Source organism: Vibrio cincinnatiensis, from assembly GCF_022113815.1.
GTDB lineage: Bacteria > Pseudomonadota > Gammaproteobacteria > Enterobacterales > Vibrionaceae > Vibrio > Vibrio cincinnatiensis_A.
Genome location: NZ_SGOM01000014.1, coordinates 44,728 through 70,134 on the forward strand (window position 1 = coordinate 44,728; position 25,407 = coordinate 70,134).

Sequence of the window (25,407 nt, forward strand, 5' to 3'; positions counted from 1 at the left end):
GTCTATGTTCAAGCTACCTTAGCTTAGCAGATAGACACTATACTGGAGCTGGCCCCGTATCTTCATCGCCTTGGGATAAAGACTGATGATCGAGATTTAGCCTAACTAATCGAGTCAAATATGACACGTAAGTAGTATTCTCTCTTCCCGCATAGATTTCACTCACATCTTTATAGCCAGCTTCTTCTTCAAAAGCTTCCGCCATATTTTCTATAGCAGTTTGAATTCTTGAAGCTTGCTCATCATTTACTTCGTCCCTGAGGAGAGCAAAAAATTCGAAAGAATAGCTATCCAGTTCTTCTGTAGAGTTAACCCAAACGTAAAAAGCTCTTATGTAACTAGAAAATTTAGTTTGCTTTACGTCTTGGGGGGTTGCTGCGGATTCGATATCTGATAAATGAGAACCTATTATAGGGTCTAGTTGCGCGTTGAAGTTATCAGGTAGCGCACTTCGCATATAACGGTTAGAACGCCATACAGGAACTGAAATTGCGTATTCGTTGGCTAGAGTTATAGGTTCAAAGTTCTCTGTCCTGTCCAGCAAATTGAGTAACTCGGCTTTATCTACATGTAAGATATAGTCTACATTTGCCTCGTACCAAAACTCTCCCGCTTTAAAATGAAGCTTGCGAACACTTTTTACAAAGGAGTTCCCAGAGAAAACGTCTTTTTCTCTAATCTTTTTGCAAACGGCAATTTCTATAGTGCTTTCTATGCCATCGTTTCTACAAGCAATATCACAATTCTGAGAGAGAACAAGAAAAACTGATGAGTCTTTAAACTTTTTCTTATCTGCACGCAGTGCTGGTTTTGAGAAAGATTCAGACCATTGAAGTCTTATCTCTTCGGGGACGATTTTTACAAAAAAACAAGAAGCTTGGGTAAGCTTCTTGCCATGTAACAGTTTCTGACCGTTGGAAAGCTCTTCTGTCACTTAAACCACCTATGCAACAGATGTTAACTGATGAAGTGAGATTTCGTTTACAGGAGTTTCTTTCGCTGTATTAGGCGATAACTTATCAGAGAGGCCATTAGAGATTTTCACAATACGTGGAATATCTAGTTCTGTTTCTGATAATAAGTCTAATAGTGATTTACCATCCATCACGTAGTTTTTAGCCATTGCGCCAGGACTACGATTAAATTTAGGGCTGATCTCTGCCATGATGCTAGATAGCAGTAATGCTCGTTCTTTCGTTGAAGAGTTTACAGCGTGTTGATCATTAGAGCTTTTATATGAGTGCAGAGTTTGTCTCGAAACTTTAAAAATGCTAGCAATATCTTTGTTAGGCAAGCCTAAGGTCACCTTCACTGAATTTACGATATCCGCAATACTGAGGATGTCAGTATTTTTTGCACAATCAGTTTGCTCGGACACACCTACAGATGACCAGTGATGACCTAGCATGTTAGAGCTATATAAGACATCACGTTGGGGTAATACAGCCGTTTCAATGTCATCTATATTAGCATGTGTATTGAATGCCATGCTCAGTGCTATTACAGAGGCAGTAGTTTTTACATTGTTAGATGCTGTTGTTTTCCACATTACTCAGTCTCCTTATATCCCCATGCACGTTTAGCTTCATTGGTTATGACGCTCCAAAAGATATCACTGGCCCTTTGATAAAGCTTACTAGTTGCATTTTCAATTTGCTCTGAACTAAATATAGGGCTTTGAGCAAATTGATATGTATGGTCAATATCCAATATTCCATACGTTGCAGATTCTACATTAAACCAATCTTGTTGACCATTGATTACCAGTCCACACTTATCATCTGGTTCTATTAGGTTGTCAGGCAACACTTTTTGTACTGTTTTGTTGATGGTAGCCAGTTCTTCAAAGTTAATCACAAGAACTTGGTTTTCTGCTACCTTAACAGCTTTAAGTGAATGGCCTTGTAGATGAGTACCAATATCACCAACAGAAGGTGGCTGTAAGCCTCCTTGGACGAAGTCACTCAGTGTAGATTGACCAGTAGGCGCAATTACATCAACGTATCTTAACCCTACGCTTTTAAGGAGTGTTTTTTCGAGGTTAGGGATAGTTTCTTCACATACGAGCAGTAATCTATGGAATTTGTCATAGAACTCACTGAATGTTCGGTACGTTGTTGACTTGAGAATAAGAGAAGATTCCGAGATTTCAACAATCTCTTGTTCTCCTGCCGCACGGAATAATAGACGAGTATTTGAAAGCTTTCTCTGTCTCATTTGTTGAGAAGCTGGGTCAAAGTTCCATTCCAAAATTTCAGCTTTACTTTCAATTTTCTCAGGAAAGCCTTCATCGATCATCCTAACGTGGAGAGCATTAATAAGTTCAGGTGCGATAGCCTTTAGACTTGGAACTTCAGCAAATCTTAGGTGAATCAAAGCATGTACCAAAGGTGCCTTTTCTAGAGTTTTTTTCATACTATCTGCCATTGTTATGAATGAGAGGATATATCTCGAGCTGTGATTTTACACTTTTTTTGACACTTAAAAAGTAATAATAGTTCAAACTTTACACTTTTTTTTACACTAGAGTGGAAATGTAATACTTATAAGAAGGTAGAAATTAAGGTGTGGGGGTATATGTGGGGGTTTTTAGGTTTAAAAAAAGCCATGTTATGAAAATAACATGGCTTTTCAATGTGTTGGATGATATTGATTAGTTCATGCCGTATTTTTTCAGTTTTTTACGAAGCGTACCGCGGTTAATCCCCATCATAGTCGCTGCGCGAGTTTGGTTTCCGCGAGTGTACTGCATGATGGTGTCGAGCAGTGGCTGCTCAACTTCAGCTAGAACTAATTCGTAGAGTTCAGTGACTTCCTGACCATTTAACTGGGCAAGGTAGTTTTTAAGAGATGCTTTAACGGAATCGCGCAGGGGTTTTTGCGTGATTTGATCTTGTGAAGTTACAGTAGTGACGGTTAAAGCTTCTGAAGTCAGATTTTGTTCGAACATATTCGGTCTAGCTCTTCTCTTAATTATGATGCAACGTTATCAAAATAACCTTCAAGGGCTTCCAGTTGCAGCGATGCTGCTTCTATCGCGTTGAAGGTACGGCGAAACTCACTCGCTTGTTCATGCTCTTTTAGGTACCAGCCTACATGCTTACGCACGATTCTAGGCCCTAAATACTCGCCATAAAACTGATGGAGAGCGTCTACATGACCAAGCAAAATGTCCTTTACTTCCATAACCGGAAGTTCAGGCATGGTGGTACCGCTTTCCAAATAGTGTTGGATTTCCTGAAAAATCCATGGGCGACCTTGGGCAGGGCGTCCAATCATTAAAGCGTCGGCACCGGTATATTCCAGTACCTGTTTGGCTTTTTGTGGAGAATCAATATCTCCATTAGCGATGACAGGAATACTGATGGCCTGTTTAACGGCTTTAATGCTGTCGTATTCCGCCTCTCCTTTGTACATACAAGCACGAGTGCGCCCATGCAGAGCAAGAGCTTGTATGCCGCAGTCTTCGGCTAACTTAGCGATATAGACACAGTTTTTATGGTCTGTATCCCAGCCAGTTCGGGTTTTGAGTGTTACAGGAACATTCACTGCATTGACGACGGCTTTGAGGATATCTTCAATGATATCCGGATAGCGTAACAGTGCAGAGCCGGCTAGCTTTTTATTCACTTTTTTGGCTGGGCAGCCCATGTTGATGTCGATGATTTGTGCACCATTTTCAACACTAAACTGCGCAGCTTCGGCCATCAGCTGTGGATCGCTACCTGCAATTTGTACAGAACGAATGCCCGATTCGCCTTCATGTACCATGCGGTTTTTCGATTTGTCTGTTTTCCATAGTGCCGGATTGGATGACATCATTTCACTGACCGCCATTCCTGCACCATAACGGAGACACAACTCTCGAAACGGTCTATCGGTGACTCCTGCCATAGGGGCAACGATGAGATTGTTGTTAAGTTGATGATTTCCGATTTTCAAAACGTCTTCACAGCTTCGTACCAGCAAGGGCGCGCATTTTACGCATTTTTTTACTGTGTGAAAAGACTAATATTTGAGCATTCGCAAATTGTTTTTGCAAATAGTCTATTTTTCAATCAATTAACACATAAACTTATCGTTAGCCTTGCTTGCGCCCCGTAATGCGGCACCATTCTTCTTGTTCAACAATGGGATCAATACCCAATTCATCGCGGTAGTAATTAGCGACATCTTCTGCTTGTGTATTGAGTACGCCAGACATTGCGAGCTGGCCACCGGGTTTAATCAAACTTTTAATGACGGGAGAAAGTTCACGCAGTGGGCCGGCTAAAATATTGGCCACCACGACATCCGCCACTAAATTATCTGGCTGATTTTGTGGAAGATAAACCTCAATTTTGTCGGCGACGCCATTACGAGCGGCGTTATCTTTAGAGGCGAGCAGGGCTTGTGGATCAATATCGATACCGATCACTTTTGCTGCGCCCAGCTTAATGGCGGCAATGGCCAGAATACCGGAGCCACAACCGAAATCGATGACTGTTTTACCAGATAGATCGAGTGAATCTAGCCATTGTAGGCACAATGCTGTCGTTGGGTGTGTTCCGGTTCCAAAAGCCAAACCAGGGTCGAGAAGAACATTGACGGCATTCGGTTCAGGAATCTCGCGCCAGCTTGGACAGATCCATAGCCGTTCACCAAATTTCATTGGGTGGAAGTTATCCATCCATTCCCGTTCCCAGTCTTTGTCTTCAATTTGCTCAATTTTATAAGCAAAGTCGTCAGCCAGAAGTTGGCTTGCTTGAATCTGCTGAATGACGAGGTGCGTGTCGATTTCCGCATCATAAAGGGCCAAAACATCCGTATCGCCCCATAAGCGGGTTTCACCCGGAAGAGGCTCAAAGACAGGAGTATCTTTTGCATCCAGAAAGGTGACAGATAACGCACCTGTCTTCTCCATTAACATATCGCTAATAGGTTCTGCATTTTGGTTGGTGGCGTTAAGTTTAATTTGAATCCAAGGCATGACGCTTGATCTCTTCATTCACTTTAATTTGGCGCAGAGTTTAGCAGATTTGCGCGCTATTTAGCAGCAGAGGATATTCTCTTCGCTTTAGATAAGGTTAATTATTATTTTCGGTAAAAATGCACAATGCCCACCGAAGTGGGCATTGTGATAAGGCAAAGGGATTATTGCATGCCAAGTTTCTTCTCAAGATAGTGGATGTTGGTGCCACCATTTTGGAAGTTTTCATCTTTCATGATGATGTCTTGCAAAGGAATATTGGTTTTAATTCCTTCAATAATCATTTCGTCTAACGCGTTACGCATACGAGCAATGGCAACATTACGGTTCTCACCATAAGTGATAAGTTTGCCGATCATTGAATCGTAGAATGGCGGTACGGTATAACCTGAATAGATATGTGATTCCCAACGGACACCCATGCCTCCCGGTGTGTGGAGGCGAGTAATTTTACCTGGGCTAGGAAGGAAACGTTCAGGATCTTCTGCGTTGATACGACATTCCATCGCATGGCCACGGATTTTGATATCATCTTGAGTAAATGACAGCGGCTGACCAGCAGCAATTCGTAACTGTTCTTTAATCAAATCTACGCCCGTTACCATTTCGGTTACTGGGTGCTCAACCTGAATTCGTGTGTTCATTTCGATGAAATAAAACTCACCGTTCTCATACAAGAATTCAAAAGTACCAGCGCCACGGTAGCCGATTTCAATACAAGCTCGAGTACAGCGTTCACCGATGTATTTACGAACTTCTTCAGTAATTCCTGGGGCAGGAGCCTCTTCTACCACTTTCTGGTGGCGACGTTGCATTGAACAGTCACGTTCACCGAGGTGGATCGCATTACCTTGACCATCTGCTAAAACTTGCACTTCAACGTGACGAGGATTTTCTAGGTATTTCTCCATGTAAACCATGTCATTGTTGAAAGCGCCTTTGGCTTCTGCACGGGTCATATTGATGGCTGTGATCAGCTCGGCTTCACTACGAACTACGCGCATACCACGACCGCCGCCGCCGCCAGAGGCTTTGATGATGACTGGGTAGCCAATGCGTTTAGCATGGGCTTTATTTTTTGCATCATCGCTATCTAGCGGGCCGTCTGAACCGGGTACACAAGGCACCCCCGCTTTTTTCATGGCGGTAATGGCTGAAACTTTATCCCCCATCAAACGGATGGTATCGGCTTTCGGGCCAACAAAAATGAAGCCACTACGCTCAACTTGCTCTGCAAAATCGGCATTTTCAGAGAGAAAGCCATAACCTGGGTGGATAGCGACGGCTCCGGTCACTTCAGCCGCGGAAATGATGCGAGGAATATTTAGGTAGCTATCGATACCTTTTGCAGGGCCGATACATACGGTTTCATCTGCCAACAAAACGTGTTTTAGATCACGATCTGCGGTGGAGTGAACGGCAACGGTTTTGATGCCTAATTCTTTACATGCGCGAAGAATACGAAGCGCAATTTCGCCTCGGTTCGCGATGACTAATTTATCTAGCATAACAACACGCCTCGATTATTCGATGACCACAAGAGGTTGGTCGAATTCTACTGGCTGACCATCTTCCACAAGAATTTCTGTTACGACACCAGATTTGTCTGCTTCAATTTGGTTCATCATTTTCATGGCTTCAACAATACACAACGTGTCGCCTGCTGAAACGGTTTGACCCACTTCAATGAATGATTTTGAGTCTGGACTTGGTGAACGGTAGAAAGTACCGACCATTGGAGAAAGAACCATATGACCCGTTTGTACTTTTGCCGCTGGTGCGGCGGGTACTTCTGCCGCTACTGGTGCTGGCGCGGTGGCTGGAGCCGGTGCCGGTGCTGCAGCATAATGAACCTGAGCGGGGGCTGGATTATGGCGACTGATGCGTACCGATTCTTCACCTTCTGAAATTTCTAGCTCAGAAATGCCAGATTCTTCAACCAATTCGATCAGTTTCTTGATTTTACGAATATCCATTGTTTCTTTCTCTTTTATCTTGTGAGTAAGACAACCCTATTCGGGTTGTAGAGTGTTGGGGATTACTTTGTTTGCAACGTATGGATCGCTGCTGCCAAAGCAAATTCATAACCTTGTGCGCCTAAACCACATATCACTCCTTGAGCCTTATCAGACAGATAGGAGTGATGACGAAAAGCTTCTCGTGCATGTACATTGGATAGATGCACTTCAATAAAAGGGATTGCCACGCCAAGCAAAGCATCACGCAAAGCGACACTGGTATGAGTGAACGCTGCGGGATTTATGATAATGAAGTCCACATGCTGATACGCTTGGTGGATAGCTTCGATCAATTCATATTCACGATTAGACTGAAGATGCTCTAATTCCACATTCGCTTGTGCGGCTTGTTCTTTTAACTTTTCGACGATTTGCGTTAAGTTTTGCGAACCGTAGTGTTCTGGCTCTCGTAAACCTAAGAGGTTTAAGTTTGGACCATTAAGAACAAGAATGCGTAATTTTGCGGTCATTGTGTGGCTATCTTCCTCTATTGTGAGACGTAATCTAATAATCCCATATTATGACGTTTTCGACACAATTTTTTTGTCAAAAGTTCACTGTTTTTATCAAATTGACCATGATTATAGCTAATTCATCGCAAATGGCAGCAATTTACTGGTCTAATGACTAGGGTGGATGTTTTTTGAAGGGAAGTAATTCGGCAGAATTTAGATTTGAGAGAGGAGGTTCTAGGTCTTAGAACCTAGAACCTAGCTTGCGCTTCTTTTACAACTGCGCTTTTTCAGCAATCAACTTATCCACGACGCTCGGATCAGCAAGAGTTGATGTGTCACCTAGGTTACTGGTATCACCTGTGGCGATTTTACGTAAAATACGGCGCATGATTTTGCCTGAACGGGTTTTCGGGAGTGCGTCTGTCCAGTGCAGAACATCTGGCGTGGCAATGGGGCCTATCTCTTTTCGTACCCAATCTTTGACTTCTTTATGTAATTCAGCGCTTGGGTAGACGCCATCATTGAGGGTGATATACGCATAAATCGCTTGCCCTTTAATGTCATGTGGCACGCCAACAATGGCGGCTTCGGCAATTTTGTCGAATGCTACCAATGCAGATTCAATTTCAGCCGTGCCCATTCGATGCCCAGAGACGTTGAGCACATCATCTACGCGCCCAGTTATCCAGTAATAGCCATCTTCATCTCGACGAGCACCATCGCCAGTAAAATACATGCCTTTAAACGTTGAAAAGTAAGTTTGCTCGAAACGGTCGTGATCCCCATAGACGCTACGCATCTGGCCCGGCCAAGAGTCGAGAATCACCAAGTTACCTTCGGCGGCTCCTTCAATAATATTTCCCATGTTATCAACCAAGGCTGGCTGAACACCAAAGAAAGGACGAGTTGCTGAACCGGGTTTTAAGTCTGTTGCGCCGGGTAACGGGCTGATTAATATGCCGCCGGTTTCTGTTTGCCACCATGTATCCACAATCGGGGATTTTTCCTCTCCAATGGTTTTGTAATACCACTCCCACGCTTCCGGGTTTATCGGCTCGCCGACGGATCCCATAATCCGTAAGCTGTTGCGATGAGTTCCTTTGATGGCCTCATCACCTTTCGCCATCAAGGCACGAATCGCCGTTGGTGCGGTATAAAGGATATTAACGTGGTGTTTATCGACCACTTGGCTCATGCGGTTGGTATCTGGGTAGTTCGGCACGCCTTCAAACAAAACGGTTTTTGCGCCATTGGAAAGTGGGCCATAAATTAGGTAGGTATGTCCGGTTATCCAACCAACATCTGCTGTACACCAGAAAACCTCTTGAGGTTGATAATCAAAGACATATTTAAAGGTCATGGTCGCATAGACTAAATAACCGCCCGTGGTATGCAATACCCCCTTAGGTTTGCCTGTGGAACCTGAGGTATAAAGAATGAAGAGAGGATCTTCGGCGTTCATTTCTTCTGCAGGGCAGTGGTCGGAGACATGGGCAATCGCATCGTGCCACCATACATCTCGATGGTCATGCCATTCGACATGACCACCTGTTCGTTGGAACACGATGACTTTGTTGATGCTTTTGACCTCAGGATTGGTTAAGGCTTCATCGACGTTCTTTTTGAGAGGAACGGGGCGACCAGCTCGGATACCTTCATCGGCGGTGATCACTAATTTCGCATCAGAATCAATGAGACGTCCTGATAAGGCTTCTGGTGAGAACCCACCAAATACCACCGTATGGACTGCGCCAATACGAGTACATGCCAACATGGCGACCGCCGCCTCTGGTACCATTGGCATATAGAGGCAGACTACATCACCTTTACGGACGCCTTGTGCTTTTAAGGCATTCGAAAAACGGCAGACTTGCTGGTGCAATTCACGATAGGTCAGACTTTTATCATCCGCGGGATCATCCCCTTCCCAAATAATAGCAATTTGATCGCCCTTTTCTGCTAAATGACGATCCAGACAATTGGCGGAAATGTTCAGTGTTCCATCTTCAAACCAGCGGATATCCACATGGCCAGTATCAAATGAGGTGTGCTTGACTTGGCTGAAGGGCTTAATCCAGTCAACAATTTTGCCATGCTCACTCCAAAAACTTTCTGGGTTGTTGATCGATTGCTGGTACATAGTTAGATAAGTTTCATTATCCGCATGGGTGTGGGCTTTGATGTTGTCTTTGACCGGATAAATATGGGCATCACTCATTGTTATTCTCCTTGTGAATACGGCAAATTTCCTTTTCAGCAAGTGTTTTAAACATAACCGCGGAAATTCGTTCTCCCATTTTTACTGGAAGCGGTAACTTCGAGTTGTTTGGGTATATGCTTATAACTGTTAGCCAGGGGCACAATTTCTACAATTAGACTTTAGGATGAAGCGAAAGAAGTTTTGTTTTGTGTCGCATTAACTGGAGGGTTGATAAGGGGAACTTAAACAGGGGAGATCCCCTTTGGTTAAACGAACAAACACCAGTGCGGCGGCAATGGCATCTTGCAGGGCATCGTGTTTGTTATGTAAAGGGAGATCGAGATGATGGCAGATGGCAGCTAAGCTAAGATCAAAATAGGCATTGGGGAGTTGTTGTTCTAATTTATCGTGATAAAGCTGACTGACTTCGATTAATCGGTTGGGTAATGGGAAACCGAGTTGTTTACGGCATGCCAGATCAAGAATGGTTTTATCATAGCGGATGTGATAACCCACCAACGGGCGATTACCAATAAATTCAATCAGTTTGATCAGCGCTTCTCGTTCTGTGATGCCATAAGCCAGATCTTGATGGCGTAAGCGATGAATACGGACCGATTGAGAATCTAAAGATTGGGGAGCTTGCAGACGAACTTCAAAAGGTTGGCTGGTTAAAATTCGGTTCCCGATAATTTTGGTGGCAGCAATGGTGACGAGCTCTGCGCGTTTCGGGTCTAAGCTAGTGGTTTCACAATCCAGAGAGATGAGCTCTGGCTGTTGGCAAGCCGAAAAGAGGGGCTGATATGGCGATCCCTTCAGCTTGTGAAACCAGTAATAGCGCATTAGCCAATTCATCGTTGCTTAATCCCTAATTTGATAATGGTAGCCTAACCATTGCTTGAATTTTTTAACCACGTGTAAGCTGTGTCGGAGCAGATCTCGTTCGGCTCGTTCTAGCTGTTTTAAGTCAAGATGACTATGACTGTGTTGGTTATTGAGCTGCTGAGCGAGGCGGATCTTGAAAAAGAGTTTAAGCGCTTCACTGAGATTATCTCCCGTCTCTTTTTCTAATACTCGTTGTTTAACCAAGGCTTCAATGCGCTGGAATGTGTTGTTCGGGGTAATGCCATACTCTAAACTCAGAGCTCGAATACCATGGACGAGCGGAAAAATCCCCCCTTGCTTAATATCTAGCCCTGATTTGCTGCTTTTGACATGACCAAATAATGTCAGTGGCACTGAGAAGTTAAGCGCAGGGCGAGTAAACACCGCTAAAATGAGTTCTTGATGGGCCATGAGTTGACTAAGGTGTTGTTTTATTGGAAGTAATAGCTGTTTATTTCCAGCAATAGCATGTGCATCGGCCATAATCGCGAGCTTCATGATTTGTTCGGGGTGAGCGTTTTTCGCCCAATGCGTTAAACTTTGTTTCCACGCTGATTGCGATTTTACCCACTCGGGGTTATTTACCATCACTTTTCCGGGGCAAAGCGGATAACCAAGTTGCAATAATGTATGGGTTAAGTTCTCCATAATGAGCGTACATTGATGCCATTCCAAACCATCTTTAATGATTAAGGCATTATCTTGATCGGTTTTGAGTACTTGTTCTCCTCGTCCTTCAGAGCCAAGAACGACAAAGCAGCAGTGATCGTGTAGCGCGGGAGGAACCACCAGCTCAAAGGCTTTTTCAATAATTTGTTCGTTAACCGCTGCAATCAATTCCATCACAAAACGAGTGCGAACCCCTCGACTAAGTAGGTTGTCCACTAACTGTCGTTGTTTATTGGCGGCAAGGGATAGTTCGTCAATGGTGCTGGCTCGGGCAATGGCAAGAGTTAAGACATGAGAGTGAGTAGAAAAGGTACTTAAGATCTGTAGCATAGATAACAGTCCCACCGCACGGTGACCGTCACAAACCATCAGCCGTTTGACTTTATGGCGCGTCATCATCACCATAGCATTAAAGAGAAAATCACCTTGATCAATGTGTAACACGGGAAAGGTTGCTATCTGTGCAATGGGTGTATCAAGTGGATAGTTCCCGAGCATGACAGCGTGGAGTAAATTGGTTCTGGTAACAATGGCATAAGGATGAGCCGTTTGTTGAGTTAGTCGAATGTCATCTTCAGCCAGCGCAACGAATGCAGCATCAACGCCCTGATCTTTCATTAATTGGGTGGCCGCCTGCAAAGAGTGCTCGGGTTTTAACCACGTTGGTGCTAAGTAGAGAGAGGGTTCTATCTTGGTGAGAATAAATTCGGCAATATTTTTTTGTTGCTGTGCAGCTTCAATCAAGGCTTGTCGTCTAGCGAGATTATTATCGAAGTAGGCGGCAAATTGGCCATTTTCTTGATACAAGCTTAAAAATACCTTTTTGGGAAGTAGGTAACTCAAGGTGTCTTCTAGGGCGACGTAATGATGTTTTGCCTGTGTTTCAAAAAGAGCACGGACATCGAACATGTCATCATTGGCATAATGTGCATAAATTTCTTTACCGTTAGCAGAACGTTCTTCCACTGTGCCTTTAATTAAAATCCAAAGTTGATCACAAGCTTGGCCGCTTTGAATCAAAATGTCTCGCTCGCGGTAATAAGCGACATCCAATGAGGTGCGAAGTTGCTGTTGCTGAGGTTCCGTGAGTCGATCAAACGGAGGCGAATGCATATTGAATTTTTCTGGCATGGGGTTCACCTCAACGAGGACACTTCGCTAAGTGTGGCAAATTTCTCTTCACTCACCAGACGACTTTGGTCTAATCCTGCTTGGTAAGAGATAAGATCAGGGAAATATAGCTTTAAGTGAAAGATCCCTTTTTAGTTAAAGGGAGTCATTGCATAATAGCGGCCTTTGTAAGTGTCGCTGAGCATTCAGTGGTTATTGATTTTCTAGGATGTTGTATGTTTAACCCCTCTCCGTTTGGGTGGATATCCCAATATTTTGTCGGTTTCTTTTTTGCTTACGGGGTGTATCTACCGTTTTGGGCGTTATGGTTTGCTGATCAAGGTGTTTCGGCGACGGATATTGGTGTACTAGTCGGTATTGGTTTTGCCACGCGTTGTGTTGCTAATTTAGTGATTACCCCTCGAGTGCACAAAGTGGAGCATTTGCTACCGGCTTTACGTTGGTTAAGCCTGGCTGCATTACTGTTTATCGCTTTCCACTTTTTTACTGGAGGCAGTTTTTGGTTGATGGCGTTAGCCACAGTCTTGTTTAACCTCTGCTGCGGTCCGGTTGTGCCATTGTCCGATGCGATGGCTAACTACTATGCTAAACACAATCTACTGGATTATGGTCGGACTCGTTTATGGGGGTCGGTGGCCTTTATTGCTGGTTCAACGGTGGTGGGGTATCTGGTTGCACTTTATGGCACCAGCATGATTTTATATACCGCCCTATTTGGAATATTGGTGGCACTGCTCATCAGTTTGCGTAATCCCACTCCTCTTCCTGTCACTGATTGTGAAGATCATGCCGTTAGGCCCAAACTGTCTCAGCTTTTACGCGAAGGGCCAGTAATTAAGTTTTTGGTGCTGGTGGCTTTGATCCAAGGTAGTCACGCGGCTTATTACAGTTTTAGTGCGATCCACTGGAAAGATGCGGGACATTCTGAGGCAGTCATCGGCTATTTGTGGAGCCTAGGCGTTGTTGCTGAAGTGTTAGTGTTTGCATTAAGTAAACGTATGTTTGCGGGGTGGAGTTTACGAGCCTTATTTATTGTTGCTTCCCTCGGGGTAATGATTCGTTGGGGGTTGACGGCCTCGACAACGATGATCGTCGCTTTAGTCGCCATTCAATTGTTGCATGGCGTGACGTTTGCTATGGCACATATTGCAGCGATTCAATATATTCAACATGCGCCACAAAATAAGATGGTGGCGTTGCAGGCGTTATACAATGCGATTCCTCTTGGTGCTGTGATTGCGGCTATGACCACTCTCAGCGGTTGGGGATATGAACACTGGGGCGCTGCTGTATTTTGGGCGATGGCCTTGATGGGCGTCTTGGCTCTATTTATTAAAGTCGAGTTACCACAAGCGCAAACTCAACCGATTTCCAACCAGAAAGCCGAGCCTGAAGCACAGAATTGATCCTGTCTGATTGAGTTGTCTGTTGATCCTTTGTTAAATAAAGCCTCTCATTGCCGAGAGGCTTTTTTATTGCCGTAGCCGCAATCTTAAGGATAAAGAATGCAAGGATGGTTAGTGATTCCCGTTTCGCTGGTTTATTTAGGCGTGCTGTTTTTGATCGCCTGGTATGGCGATAGACAGACCCAGTGGTTGGCTAAGTGGCGGCCTTGGATTTATAGCTTATCAATTGCGGTTTATTGTACCTCTTGGACGTTCTACGGCACTGTAGGGCAAGCGAGTGAGAACCCTTGGTCCTTTCTACCGATTTATATAGCGCCCATGCTGGTTTTTTTGTTTGGTTGGCGAATGTTAGCTCGCTTGATTTTAATCGCAAAACGAGAGCACATTACCTCCATCGCTGATTTTATCGGAGCTCGCTATGGAAAATCGCAAGGTTTAGCCGTGGCGGTTACCTTGATCGCGGTGGCTGGGATTTTACCTTATATCGCGCTGCAACTGCGTGGGATCACCATGGGGCTTCATATGGTTGCTCCTGATTTGTATGCTGAATTCGGTTATCAAGACAACCACGTTTCTTGGTTTGTTGTGTTGGCTTTGGCGCTATTTACCATGCTGTTTGGTACGCGTCACATTGACAATACAGAGCATCACCGTGGCATGATGATGGCCATTGCCTTTGAGTCGATTGTAAAACTGGTCGCATTTTTAGTGGTCGGGCTGTTTATTGTATTTCTGGCTTTTGGAAATCAAGAAATAGATCTCCTAACTCGCGCTCAACAAACCTATCAACCCCCAAACTGGCCAACATTATTTGTTCATACCATACTCGCGATGCTGGCGATTGTCTGTTTGCCTCGACAGTTTCATACCATGATTGTGGAAAATGAACGAGCACAAGATCTGCATACCGCCCGATGGTTGTTTCCCCTCTACCTTTTATTGATGGGAGTGTTTATTCTGCCGATTGCTTGGGTTGGACAAACGTTGCTGCCGAATGCCTCGGCAGATACATTGGTTTTGAGCATTCCTATGCAGGTTGGAGCAGAGCAAATTGCGTTACTGGCTTTTTTAGGGGGAACATCAGCGGCTTCTGGCATGGTAATCGTTTCAACCATTGCTCTGGCCATTATGGTGTCCAACGATTTGGTGATGCCGTTGTTACTGCGCCGGATGCGGTTAACGCATCGAAATCATCGTCATTTCTCGGGTTTGTTGGTCATTATTCGACGCACTTTGATCCTGTTACTGTTGATGGGAGCATGGGGTTTTTATCTCGCGCTAGATACGATTCCCTCACTCTCTGCCATCGGCTTTCTCTCTTTTTCTGCTATCACTCAATTTGCTCCAGCCTTGCTGGGAGGTATGTATTGGCGGGAAGGGAATCGCAAAGGGGTTTATGTCGGCCTAGCGGTAGGATTTATGTTGTGGCTGGTCACTTTGATGAGTGCGACGCAGATGTTAGCAGGCGATGCCGACAGTAATCTCTTGCTCTGGATAATTACTCCGCCTCAGGCATTCATCGATTTAGGTATGGGACGAGTCGATTGGGGAATGTTGCTCAGTGTCAGCCTAAATGCACTTTGCTATGTGGTGGTTTCTCTTTTCACTCGCTCTAGTTTGAGTGAGCGTTTGCAATCGGCTTCCTTTATTGGTACGCCGTTGCCTGAAAATGAAAACATGAGCTTGTATCAAAGCCGAGTGACGGTTGCAGAATTAGAGATGTTGGCCTCACGTTTTGTGGGGCGTCCAAGAGTGCGAAGTGCGTTTGGGCAATATTGGTATCAGCAGCAAGAGACATTGATGCCAAACCAACAAGCGCCTTCGGGGTTGATTCGTCATACCGAACGCGTACTGGCGGGGGTTTTTGGTGCTTCGTCAGCAAAACTCGTTCTCACATCAGCCCTGCAAGGTCGGAAAATGCAGCTTGAAGAGGTCGCGACCATTGTGGATGAAGCCTCCGAGCTGTATGACTTTAGCCGTGGGTTATTGCAAGGTGCGATTGAGCATATTGGGCAGGGAATTGCGGTAGTTGATAAGCAACTGAGGTTAGTGGCATGGAATCAGCGCTATTTAGAACTGTTTGATTTCCCTGCCGGGCTTATCCAAGTGGGGCGGCCTATTGCTGATATTATTCGCCATAATGCGCAAAAAGGGTTGTGTGGCCCGGGCGATCCGGAAGAACATGTCCGTAAGCGAGTTTACTATTTAGAGCAAGGTTCACGACATACCTCATCACGGATGCGCCCCGACGGTCGGGTGATTGAAGTGCAAGGCAACCCCATGCCTGGAGGCGGGTTTGTGATGAGCTTTACCGATATTACGGTGTTTCGTAATGCAGAACGTAGCTTACAAGAAGCCAATGAGCACTTGGAAGAGCGAGTATTGGAACGAACGCGTGAGCTAGAAAAACTCAATAAACAATTGGTGTTAGCAACGCAACGATCCGAACGAGAGTCTCAATCTAAATCTCGTTTTTTAGCCGCAGTTAGTCATGATCTCATGCAGCCTTTGAATGCAGCGCGTCTTTTTGCCTCGTCTTTGTCTGAGGTGGCTAAGGAAGAAGAGTCTAAGCGGCTTGCTCATCATATTGAAAGTGCATTAAGTGCTGCTGAAGATTTGATTGGTGATTTATTGGATATTTCTCGTTTGGAATCGGGAAAATTAGACATTCATCAGCAAAGTTTAGCGATTAAGGATGTATTAACGAATTTGGATGCAGAATTTAGTGCGTTAGCGAAGCAGCAAAATATTCAATTTCATATGGTGCCGTCATCACTTTATGTTCGTTCCGACCCCAAATTGTTGCGTCGAGTCGTACAGAATTTTTTAACGAATGCATTTCGCTATACGCCAAAAGGCAGAGTAGTACTCGGCGTGAGGCGCTGGCAAGGAAAAGTACGTATTGATGTTTGGGACAATGGGATCGGGATAGAAGAAGATAAACAGCAAGAAATTTTTGAAGAATTCAATCGTGGCGGACAAGTTCGCTCGGATCAAGGGTTAGGGTTGGGATTGGCGATATCGAAAGGGATAGCCCAAGCGTTGGGACATGAAATTTCCATGCGTTCTTGGCCAGGGCAAGGAAGTGTCTTTTCCATCACCTTAGCGCGGGCGAGCGGAGCGGAGCGGGTGGCCCCTTCTTCGCTGGTGGTTAGCCCCGTCTCTGAGCTGAGTTATTTACGGGTTTTGTGTGTGGATAATGAGGTCGATATTTTGACTGGGATGCGGGATCTTCTTGAGCGGTGGGGGTGTGAGGTAAAAACCTCCACGGATCTATTATCTAGTTTGAAAGCTCTTGAAAATCAATGGGTTCCTGATTTGATTTTGTCAGATTATCGCTTAGATCATGGTCGAACGGGGTTAGAAGTGTTACAGCAATGCCGTTTGAGATTAGGCGATGGCTTTCTTGGTGTCATTATCAGTGCGGATCGTAATCCTGATATTTTGGAAGGCATTGAATCTAATGGGTTTAGTTTTATAGCCAAACCAGTTAAGCCACTGAAACTACGGGCTTTACTTAATCAATTAGGGTAAAAAAAGCCCTTGGTAAGGCAAGGGCGTGAAGTCTATTTCGTTACAAGAATGAGAGGCCAGCCAATGTCTGTTTGTCGGTTTGCTTCCAGATCAAGTTCTGCATGAGTGAGCGGGTTGTCGAGTAACCATTGTCCGTTGAGTGTCAGCGTGAGCTTCTCTTCATCCGCACATAAGGTAAATTCAGGCTCTAAAGCAGGGTTTCGTCGATGGCTTAACAAAACAGCAAGACGCAATAAACGTAAGACACGTTTCCCACTGGTGGTCGACAGCGCGTGTTGCTCGGGCAGCGAAGAAAGCGTATCTCGATAGCGACGGGTTAACTCCGCTAAATAGTATTTTTGAGCGCGTGTATAGCCGGGCAAGTCTAAATTCTTCAATAGATAAGCGCTATGTTCGCCACCTTTTTTGAAATCAATCGACAGGCCAATTTCGTGTAGCTGAGCGGCAGAACGCAGCAAGATCTCGGCTTGAGGTTCTGGAATCCATTGGTCAGAACCACATTGTTGGTAAAGACGGCTCGCCAGTGAAGCAACTTGCTCTGCATAATGCTGATCAATTTGATAGCGGCTTTGCACACTGGTAATGGTTCTTGCTCGAATATCATCTTGGCGCAGATCCTCTACCATTTCGTAGACAAGTCCTTCACGTAAGGCACCGCCAGCCAGCGTCATTGCTTCTATGTCTAATGACTCAAAAATAGCAATTAAAATAGACAAACCACTGGGGAAGACTAAAGCACGTTCAAGGGTTAACCCTTCTATTTCAAGTTCTTCAAGATGATCAGCTAGCATGGCTTGTTTCTGCAAACGCTTGAGTTTAGCTAACGTAATGACTTCATCCATGCCTTGAGCCAGCATGATTTCTTGTAGAGCTTGTACCGTGCCGCTAGCGCCGACACATACATTCCAACCTAATTGACGGTATGATGCTAAGATTGGAGCCATCATTTGTTTGGCCGCTTGAATGGCATGCTCAAAGTTCATCGCTGTCAGTTGCCTATCTTTAAAATGGCGCTCTAACCAAGTGACACAGCCCATTTTTAAACTGGTCAGTGCTTTAGCTTCAAACCCTTCACCGATAATCAATTCAGTGCTGGCACCACCAATATCAACCACCAAGCGACGGCCCATCCCGCCAGAGGTATGTGCGACGCCTTTGTATATTGTTGCCGCTTCTTCTTCACCAGAAATTACTTCGATTGGATAACCTAAAATGGTATTCGCCTTGACTAAGAACTGTTCTGCATTGGTTGCGGTACGTAACGTTGCCGTACCGACAATACGAATATGTGGTGCAGGAATGTCTTGTAGCCGTTCAGCAAATAGACTCAGGCAATCCCAGCCGCGTTGCATGGCTTCTTGGCTGAGTACATTGTGTTCGTCCAAACCGGCGGCTAAACGTACTTTACGTTTGATTTTTGCCATGGTTTGTACGCTGCCATCAATATGGCGCACAACCAACATATGAAAGCTGTTTGATCCGAGATCGATAGCCGCATACAGCGGTGAAGAAGTGCTTTGACTCATCAGTTAATTACGAATCCTTTTTCTGACGCGGAGCGCGAGGACGACGTTGAGGTTTTCTATTCCCTGAACGTGAACCTGCGGTATTGGTACGACGTTGTTGTGAAGAGCGCAGCGTTAATGGCTTTGGTAAGTCCGTCAACAGGGCAGTAGCGTCGTACTCAGACATAGGAATACTGTGTTCAATGTATTCTTCAATCGCAGGGAGGTTAACGGCATATTCTTCACATGCAAAGCTGATGGAGTTACCACTTTCACCCGCTCGACCGGTACGGCCAATACGGTGTACATAATCTTCACTATCGTCGGGAAGATCATAGTTAAAGACGTGAGTTACAAGGGGAATGTGTAATCCTCGTGCTGCAACATCGGTTGCGACAAGAATGTCTAATTCGCCTTTAGTAAATTGTTCAAGGATACGTTCACGTTTTTTCTGTGGAACATCCCCGGTGAGTAAGCCAACGCGATGGCCATCGGCGGCTAATGCCCCCCACACCTGCTCGCAGCGATGTTTAGTATTCGCAAAAATGATCGCTTTATCTGGCCACTCTTCTTCAATAAGTGTTTGCAGTAACGCCAGCTTGTGTTCATTGGATGGGTAGAACAATTCTTCTTTAATGCGATGACCGGTCTTTTGTGTCGCTTCTACAACCACGTGTTGTGGGTTGTGCATATGTTCAAAAGCCAATTCTTGGACACGATAGGAGAGCGTGGCAGAAAAGAGCATGTTGAGGCGATCTTTCGGCTCAGGCATACGACGGAACAAGAAACGGATGTCTTTGATAAAACCAAGATCAAACATACGATCCGCTTCATCGAGCACAACCGCCTGAATATGGTTAAGGTTAAATACTTTTTGTTTATAGAAATCGATGATGCGCCCTGTAGTACCAATCAGGACATCGACACCTTCTTGTAATTTTGTGAGCTGCTTATCATAACTTTCGCCCCCGTAGGCAAGGCCCGCTTTGATGCCTGTAGTGGCAATCAGTGATTCAGCATCATTGTAAATTTGAATCGCTAACTCACGAGTGGGAGCCATGATGATAGCTCGCGGCTGAGACGGTTTACGTCCTTCAACTTCTGGAGTCGTCAGCAAATGGTTAAAAGTCGCAGTAAGAAACGCAAGGGTTTTACCAGTACCCGTTTGGGCCTGGCCTGCAATGTCTTGGCCGGTGAGCAGGACCGGCAACGCCAAGGCTTGGATAGGGGTACAAAATTCAAACCCTTTTTTATCCAATCCTTCAACAACTTGCGGGTGTAACCCGAAGTCGGCGAACTTTTGCTCTGTGATATGTGTCTTTTTCATCGCTATAGAATATCAGCTTACACTTGCAATACGGAAGTAAATACATTCCAATAGAGCATCTATTTACTGGTTAGTATGCAACCAGTTCAGAAAAAACACATTGGAGTGGAAGATGAGTGATAAAATTTTGCAGCTTTCTGATGAAAGTTTTGAGAACGATGTGATCAAAGCTGCAGGCCCTGTTCTGGTCGATTTTTGGGCAGAATGGTGTGGTCCTTGCAAAATGATCGCGCCAATTCTTGATGAAATCGCAGAGGAATACGAAGGCAAGCTCACTATCGGTAAATTAAATATCGACCACAATGCGGGAACACCACCGAAATTTGGTATCCGCGGCATCCCTACATTACTTTTATTTAAAGATGGTAGTGTGGCGGCGACAAAAGTCGGTGCGTTATCAAAAACTCAACTAAAAGAGTTTTTAGACGCAAACGTATAGCGCAATTTATAAAACCGCACATGACGTGCGGTTTTATTTTGCAAAAAACATTTTCTAGACTAGTCTTTTATTTAGTGCTAGTTTATCGCACGTTAATTAAACAAGTGTTCACTTCTTGGTCAATCCTGAGACCAAATCCATCTTAACTAGAAAATAGATCCTATTTTGACTAAACAAGTATCCACCACAATGAATCTAACAGAACTGAAGAACAGACCTGTGTCTGATCTTGTGAAACTTGGTGAGAGCCTAGGCCTTGAAAACCTCGCGCGTCTACGCAAGCAAGACATCATCTTCGCTATCCTTAAAGCTCATGCTAAAGGCGGTGAAGACATTTTTGGCGACGGGGTCTTGGAAATCCTTCAAGACGGTTTTGGTTTCTTACGCAGTGCAGACAGCTCATATTTAGCTGGCCCTGACGACATCTACGTGTCACCAAGCCAAATTCGCCGCTTCAACTTGCGAACGGGTGACTCAATCGCTGGGAAAATCCGTCCGCCTAAAGAAGGTGAACGTTACTTTGCTCTGCTTAAAGTGAACACGGTTAACGACGACAAGCCTGATAACGCCCGCAATAAAATTCTTTTTGAAAACTTAACGCCTTTACATGCTAATGAACGTATGGTGATGGAACGTGGTAATGGTTCAACAGAAGACATTACTGCTCGTGTTCTTGACCTAGCTGCCCCCATTGGTAAAGGGCAGCGTGGCTTGATTGTCGCTCCGCCAAAAGCGGGTAAAACCATGTTGCTACAGAACATCGCACAAAGTATTGCCAATAATCACCCGGAATGTGTGCTGATGGTACTGTTGATCGATGAACGCCCAGAAGAAGTGACCGAAATGCAACGTTTGGTGAAAGGCGAAGTGGTTGCTTCTACCTTTGATGAACCAGCGTCACGTCACGTTCAAGTGGCTGATATGGTTATTGAAAAAGCGAAACGTTTAGTTGAACACAAAAAAGATGTCGTCATCTTGTTGGATTCGATTACCCGTTTGGCCCGTGCTTATAACACGGTTGTTCCTTCATCCGGTAAAGTGTTGACTGGTGGTGTGGATGCGAACGCTTTGCATCGTCCTAAACGTTTCTTTGGTGCCGCCCGTAATGTAGAGGAAGGGGGGAGTTTAACGATCATCGCAACGGCATTGGTTGATACTGGCTCTAAAATGGATGAAGTTATCTATGAAGAGTTCAAAGGTACCGGCAACATGGAACTGCATCTTAACCGCAAGATTGCTGAAAAACGTGTTTTCCCAGCGATTGACTTTAATCGTTCGGGTACTCGTCGTGAAGAGTTATTGACTAAACCTGATGAACTGCAAAAAATGTGGATTCTGCGTAAGATCGTTCACCCAATGGGTGAGACGGATGCCATGGAGTTCCTCATCGATAAGTTGGCAATGACCAAAACAAACGATGAGTTTTTTGATGCGATGCGCCGTCAATAAACCTCATTCTTAATACAAAAAGCGTCACGATTGATCGTGGCGCTTTTTATTTATCTGAGCAATGGAGAAATAAAGAGAAGGCTCATTGTGCTCAGCAATAACTTACCTAACCTCCATAACCGGTGGTGTGTGCAACATTTGAGTAGACCTTTACCTCATCAATGATGGGGATCGAACCTAGTTTTGAAGCAGCACGTTCAGAATCACTAATCGTACAGATGCGAGTTAATAACGACAGTTTGCTCAATAATTCTAGGAAAAGGTCAGTCTAAGGTTCTTGCTTTTTGTTATACTATTCGCAGTATGAATAACGACAATAAAGCCTATGAATTTTAAGGATTTACGTAATTTTCTTGACTATCTTGAGCAGCATGGTCAGTTAAAGCGCATTACCCACCCGGTTGATCCTCATTATGAAATGACGGAAATCAGTGATCGAACCTTGCGTGCAGGAGGGCCAGCATTATTATTTGAACATCCTATCGGGCATGATATTCCTGTCTTAACTAATTTGTTTGGGACACCTGAACGTGTTGCTATGGGAATGGGAAGGGCACAGGTTCAGGATTTACGAGAGGTTGGTAAACTCTTGGCCTATCTGAAAGAGCCTGAACCTCCACGTGGTTTTAAAGATGCATTAGAAAAACTGCCTGTTTTTCGACAAGTATTAAATATGCCTGTCAAACGTTTACGTAAGGCTGCTTGCCAACAAGTCGTCTGGCAAGGTGATGAGGTTGATCTCGATAAGATTCCGGTGATGAGTTGTTGGTCTGATGATGTGGCTCCGCTCTTCACTTGGGGGCTAACCATTACTCGTGGCCCTAATAAGAAGCGCCAGAACTTAGGCATCTACCGTCAGCAAAAAATCAGCAAAAATAAAATTATCATGCGTTGGCTCGCTCATCGTGGGGGCGCATTAGATTTTCGTGACTGGATGGAAGCTCACCCGGGTGAACCTTTCCCTGTATCCGTGGCATTTGGCGCAGATCCAGCTACCATTCTGGGGGCGGTTACTCCGGTACCGGACACGTTATCGGAATACGCATTTGCCGGGTTACTGCGTGGCAGCAAAACCGAAGTGGTGAAGTCTATCAGTAATGATTTGGAAGTGCCTGCCAGTGCGGAAATTGTATTGGAAGGATATATCGATCCTACAGAATTTGCAGACGAAGGGCCTTATGGCGATCATACCGGCTACTATAATGAAGTTGAACGCCACCATGTATTGACGGTGACTCATATCACGATGCGCGAGCAACCTATCTACCATAGTACTTATACTGGTCGACCACCTGATGAGCCTGCCGTTCTTGGGGTGGCGCTGAACGAAGTATTTGTTCCTATCTTACAAAAACAGTTTCCTGAAATTACAGATTTTTATCTTCCTCCAGAAGGGTGTTCCTACCGTGTGGCAGTGGTGACAATGAAAAAGCAATATCCAGGTCATGCCAAGCGAGTCATGATGGGGGTTTGGTCTTTTTTACGTCAATTCATGTACACAAAATTTGTGATTGTTTGTGATGAAAGTGTCAACGCTCGTGATTGGGCATCGGTCACTCAAGCTCTGTGTGAGCATATGGATCCTGTTCGAGATTCATTATTGGTAGAAAATACCCCGATCGATTCTTTGGATTTTGCTTCCCCAGTCGCTGGGCTAGGTTCAAAGATGGGGATGGACGCCACGGTCAAATGGCCTGCTGAAACGCAAGTTGAGATAGATAAAACTACGACGATGTTTAACGAAGTGACAGAGGGGGATATCCGTAACTTTAAAAGTCAGTATCCTCAAGTGTTAGATATCTATTTACCGCCAAGCACTAACCAACAATTAGCGATTGTGTCGATGAATAAAACGCAGGTGGGAGAGTCAAAGCAAATTTTAGACGCCGTCTGGCAGTTTTTATCTCAGTTCTCTACGAGTAAGTTTGTGATTCTTTGCGATGAAGATGTCAATGTCCGAGATTGGAATGACGTTATCTGGGCGATAAGCACACGTATGGATCCTGCCAGAGATATCTTGCAAGTTTCTCAAGAGGCGATGGCTTCATCGATGCTTGGCTTTGATGCGACCAATAAATTCCAAGGTGAAGTCACGCGAGATTGGGGGACACCAATCAAGAAAGATCCTAAATTGGTCGAGAAAATTGATCAAATGTGGGGTAAGTTAGGCATTATGTAACTGAGACTATCTTTATGTTAAGTCATAGTACAGTTGCTGATTCGGTCTGGGTCGTTGTGTTGAATGCGGTGCTCAACCCGTAGATTTCATTCAACACAACAATCTCAGTGGTATATGAGTGCCTGTCTTTGTCGAAACGAAGAGGAGGAGGAGGGAACATAAGAGCCCATGTTCTCGGAGAAAGAGCATGTTAAAAAGTGGCTACCCTATCCCTCTTCTCTTAAAGCCAGTGAATACTTATTTTATGGAATAAGAAGGAAGTCCATGATTATTGAATGTAAAGTCAAATCGATTCAGCCCTTAGCCAGCCATACTTATCAAATATTGCTTCATCCTGAGCATCCCATTTCTTTCAAAGCCGGGCAGTATTTAATGGTTGTGATGGGCGAAAAAGATAAACGTCCATTTTCTATCGCAAGCAGCCCGTGTCGACATATGGGGGAGTTAGAGCTGCATATCGGTGCTGCCGACCATAATGTTTATGCACAAGAAGTGGTTCAGGCTATGCAATTAGCCTTAGAGCAAGGGGGGGGGATTATGATTGATGCACCGCATGGGGAGGCTGGGTTCCAAGAAGAAAGCTCTCATCCATTGTTGCTTATCGCGGGGGGAACTGGGTTTAGTTATGTGCGGTCCATCTTGGATTACTGTGTGGCTCAAAATAAAACGATACCAATTTATGTGTATTGGGGAGCTCGTGATGAAGGCCAATTGTACGCAAAAACTGAGCTAGAAACACTTGCTGGGAAATATAAAAATATCCACTTTGTCCCTGTTGTTGAACAGGCAAACTCAAATTGGCAAGGAAAAGTAGGTAATGTTTTACAAGCCATTGATCAAGATTTTGAATCATTAGCCGATTTTGATATCTATATTGCTGGTCGCTTCGATATGGCTGGTGCTGCGAGAGAGCAATTTACTCAGTACAAACATGCCATTCGTGATCAGATGTTTGCTGACGCTTATGCCTTTATTTAAAATCAACACCCAACCAGAGTTATAAAAAAGCCTATTTTATATAATTCTGGTTGTTATTTGATCGAAAGTGTACTTTTTTGAAGTTTTATCAAAAAATCCCTTGCACCATTTATTTTCCTCCCTATAATGCGCCCTCACTGACACGGCAGATGCCACAAGGCTTCAAGCAGTGTTAGGCGAGGAAAAGCTTCTAAAAAAAGAAAATTGAAAAAGTGTTTGACACGCTCAGTTATCTCGCTAGAATGCACCTCCGCTTCGAAGCT

The 25,407-nt window shown here is 44.6% G+C and carries 20 protein-coding genes; 6 read left to right on the forward strand and 14 right to left on the reverse strand.

All coding sequences use genetic code 11. From position 1 onward, the window contains the following. Window positions 1-37: 37 nt before the first annotated feature. The 12 genes from EXA13_RS14810 to EXA13_RS14865 form a co-directional block, all read right to left on the reverse strand. Window positions 38-934: a hypothetical protein gene (locus tag EXA13_RS14810; protein ID WP_238133842.1), complete on the reverse strand. Its 897-nt coding sequence runs from the start codon at window positions 932-934 to the stop codon at window positions 38-40. A 9-nt stretch (window positions 935-943) separates the two neighbouring features. After that, entirely contained in the window at window positions 944-1,549 is a 606-nt protein-coding gene (locus EXA13_RS14815) for a hypothetical protein (RefSeq protein ID WP_238133843.1), read from the reverse strand. After that, entirely contained in the window at window positions 1,549-2,415 is an 867-nt protein-coding gene (locus EXA13_RS14820) for a TIGR04255 family protein (protein WP_238133844.1), read from the reverse strand. The genes EXA13_RS14815 and EXA13_RS14820 overlap by 1 nt, the downstream gene beginning before the upstream one ends. A 238-nt stretch (window positions 2,416-2,653) precedes the next feature. Beyond that, the gene (gene fis / locus EXA13_RS14825) at window positions 2,654-2,950 is read right to left on the reverse strand and encodes a DNA-binding transcriptional regulator Fis (protein ID WP_000462885.1); all 297 of its coding nucleotides are present in this window, start codon (window positions 2,948-2,950) and stop codon (window positions 2,654-2,656) included. 23 nt (window positions 2,951-2,973) lie between these two features. Then, complete coding sequence (gene dusB / locus EXA13_RS14830) at window positions 2,974-3,942, reverse strand: tRNA dihydrouridine synthase DusB (protein ID WP_238133845.1); 969 nt, start codon at window positions 3,940-3,942, stop codon at window positions 2,974-2,976. Window positions 3,943-4,081: 139 nt separating this feature from the next. Continuing rightward, window positions 4,082-4,969: a 50S ribosomal protein L11 methyltransferase gene (prmA, locus tag EXA13_RS14835; protein ID WP_238133846.1), complete on the reverse strand. Its 888-nt coding sequence runs from the start codon at window positions 4,967-4,969 to the stop codon at window positions 4,082-4,084. Between the two features lie 164 nt (window positions 4,970-5,133). Next, entirely contained in the window at window positions 5,134-6,477 is a 1,344-nt protein-coding gene (gene accC / locus EXA13_RS14840; RefSeq protein ID WP_238133847.1) for an acetyl-CoA carboxylase biotin carboxylase subunit, read from the reverse strand. Between the two features lie 15 nt (window positions 6,478-6,492). Continuing rightward, window positions 6,493-6,945: an acetyl-CoA carboxylase biotin carboxyl carrier protein gene (gene accB, locus EXA13_RS14845; RefSeq protein WP_238133848.1), complete on the reverse strand. Its 453-nt coding sequence runs from the start codon at window positions 6,943-6,945 to the stop codon at window positions 6,493-6,495. Between the two features lie 62 nt (window positions 6,946-7,007). Further along, window positions 7,008-7,457 carry a type II 3-dehydroquinate dehydratase gene (gene aroQ, locus EXA13_RS14850; protein ID WP_078926892.1) on the reverse strand — a complete coding sequence of 150 codons (450 nt, stop codon included), beginning with the start codon at window positions 7,455-7,457 and terminating at the stop codon, window positions 7,008-7,010. 256 nt (window positions 7,458-7,713) lie between these two features. Further along, window positions 7,714-9,660, reverse strand: a complete 1,947-nt coding sequence (acs, locus tag EXA13_RS14855) for an acetate--CoA ligase (protein ID WP_238133849.1) — start codon at window positions 9,658-9,660, stop codon at window positions 7,714-7,716. Between the two features lie 198 nt (window positions 9,661-9,858). Next, window positions 9,859-10,497: a 3'-5' exonuclease gene (locus EXA13_RS14860; protein WP_238133850.1), complete on the reverse strand. Its 639-nt coding sequence runs from the start codon at window positions 10,495-10,497 to the stop codon at window positions 9,859-9,861. 6 nt (window positions 10,498-10,503) lie between these two features. Then, window positions 10,504-12,327 (reverse strand): DUF294 nucleotidyltransferase-like domain-containing protein, encoded by a 1,824-nt coding sequence (locus tag EXA13_RS14865; RefSeq protein ID WP_238133851.1) that lies wholly within the window; start codon window positions 12,325-12,327, stop codon window positions 10,504-10,506. A 215-nt stretch (window positions 12,328-12,542) separates the two neighbouring features. Between EXA13_RS14865 and EXA13_RS14870 the strand changes: the two genes are divergently transcribed. Both EXA13_RS14870 and EXA13_RS14875 read left to right on the forward strand, forming a co-directional pair. Beyond that, entirely contained in the window at window positions 12,543-13,733 is a 1,191-nt protein-coding gene (locus EXA13_RS14870; RefSeq protein ID WP_238133852.1) for a 3-phenylpropionate MFS transporter, read from the forward strand. A gap of 99 nt (window positions 13,734-13,832) precedes the next feature. Then, window positions 13,833-17,267: a hybrid sensor histidine kinase/response regulator gene (locus EXA13_RS14875; protein WP_238133853.1), complete on the forward strand. Its 3,435-nt coding sequence runs from the start codon at window positions 13,833-13,835 to the stop codon at window positions 17,265-17,267. Between the two features lie 32 nt (window positions 17,268-17,299). Here the strand turns inward: EXA13_RS14875 and gppA are convergent, their stop codons facing one another. Both gppA and rhlB read right to left on the reverse strand, forming a co-directional pair. Beyond that, entirely contained in the window at window positions 17,300-18,793 is a 1,494-nt protein-coding gene (gene gppA, locus EXA13_RS14880; RefSeq protein ID WP_238133854.1) for a guanosine-5'-triphosphate,3'-diphosphate diphosphatase, read from the reverse strand. Between the two features lie 7 nt (window positions 18,794-18,800). After that, entirely contained in the window at window positions 18,801-20,099 is a 1,299-nt protein-coding gene (gene rhlB, locus EXA13_RS14885; protein ID WP_238133855.1) for an ATP-dependent RNA helicase RhlB, read from the reverse strand. Between the two features lie 112 nt (window positions 20,100-20,211). Between rhlB and trxA the strand changes: the two genes are divergently transcribed. The 4 genes from trxA to fre all read left to right on the forward strand — a co-directional run bounded on the left by trxA (window position 20,212) and on the right by fre (window position 25,144). After that, entirely contained in the window at window positions 20,212-20,538 is a 327-nt protein-coding gene (gene trxA / locus EXA13_RS14890; RefSeq protein ID WP_238133856.1) for a thioredoxin TrxA, read from the forward strand. Window positions 20,539-20,727: 189 nt separating this feature from the next. After that, complete coding sequence (gene rho / locus EXA13_RS14895) at window positions 20,728-21,987, forward strand: transcription termination factor Rho (RefSeq protein ID WP_238133859.1); 1,260 nt, start codon at window positions 20,728-20,730, stop codon at window positions 21,985-21,987. A gap of 325 nt (window positions 21,988-22,312) precedes the next feature. Then, window positions 22,313-24,166 carry a 4-hydroxy-3-polyprenylbenzoate decarboxylase gene (ubiD, locus tag EXA13_RS14900; RefSeq protein WP_238133857.1) on the forward strand — a complete coding sequence of 618 codons (1,854 nt, stop codon included), beginning with the start codon at window positions 22,313-22,315 and terminating at the stop codon, window positions 24,164-24,166. Window positions 24,167-24,430: 264 nt separating this feature from the next. Further along, a complete protein-coding gene (gene fre / locus EXA13_RS14905) occupies window positions 24,431-25,144 on the forward strand; it encodes an NAD(P)H-flavin reductase (protein ID WP_238133858.1) in 714 nt (237 codons plus the stop codon). The last annotated feature ends 263 nt before the right edge of the window (window positions 25,145-25,407 follow it).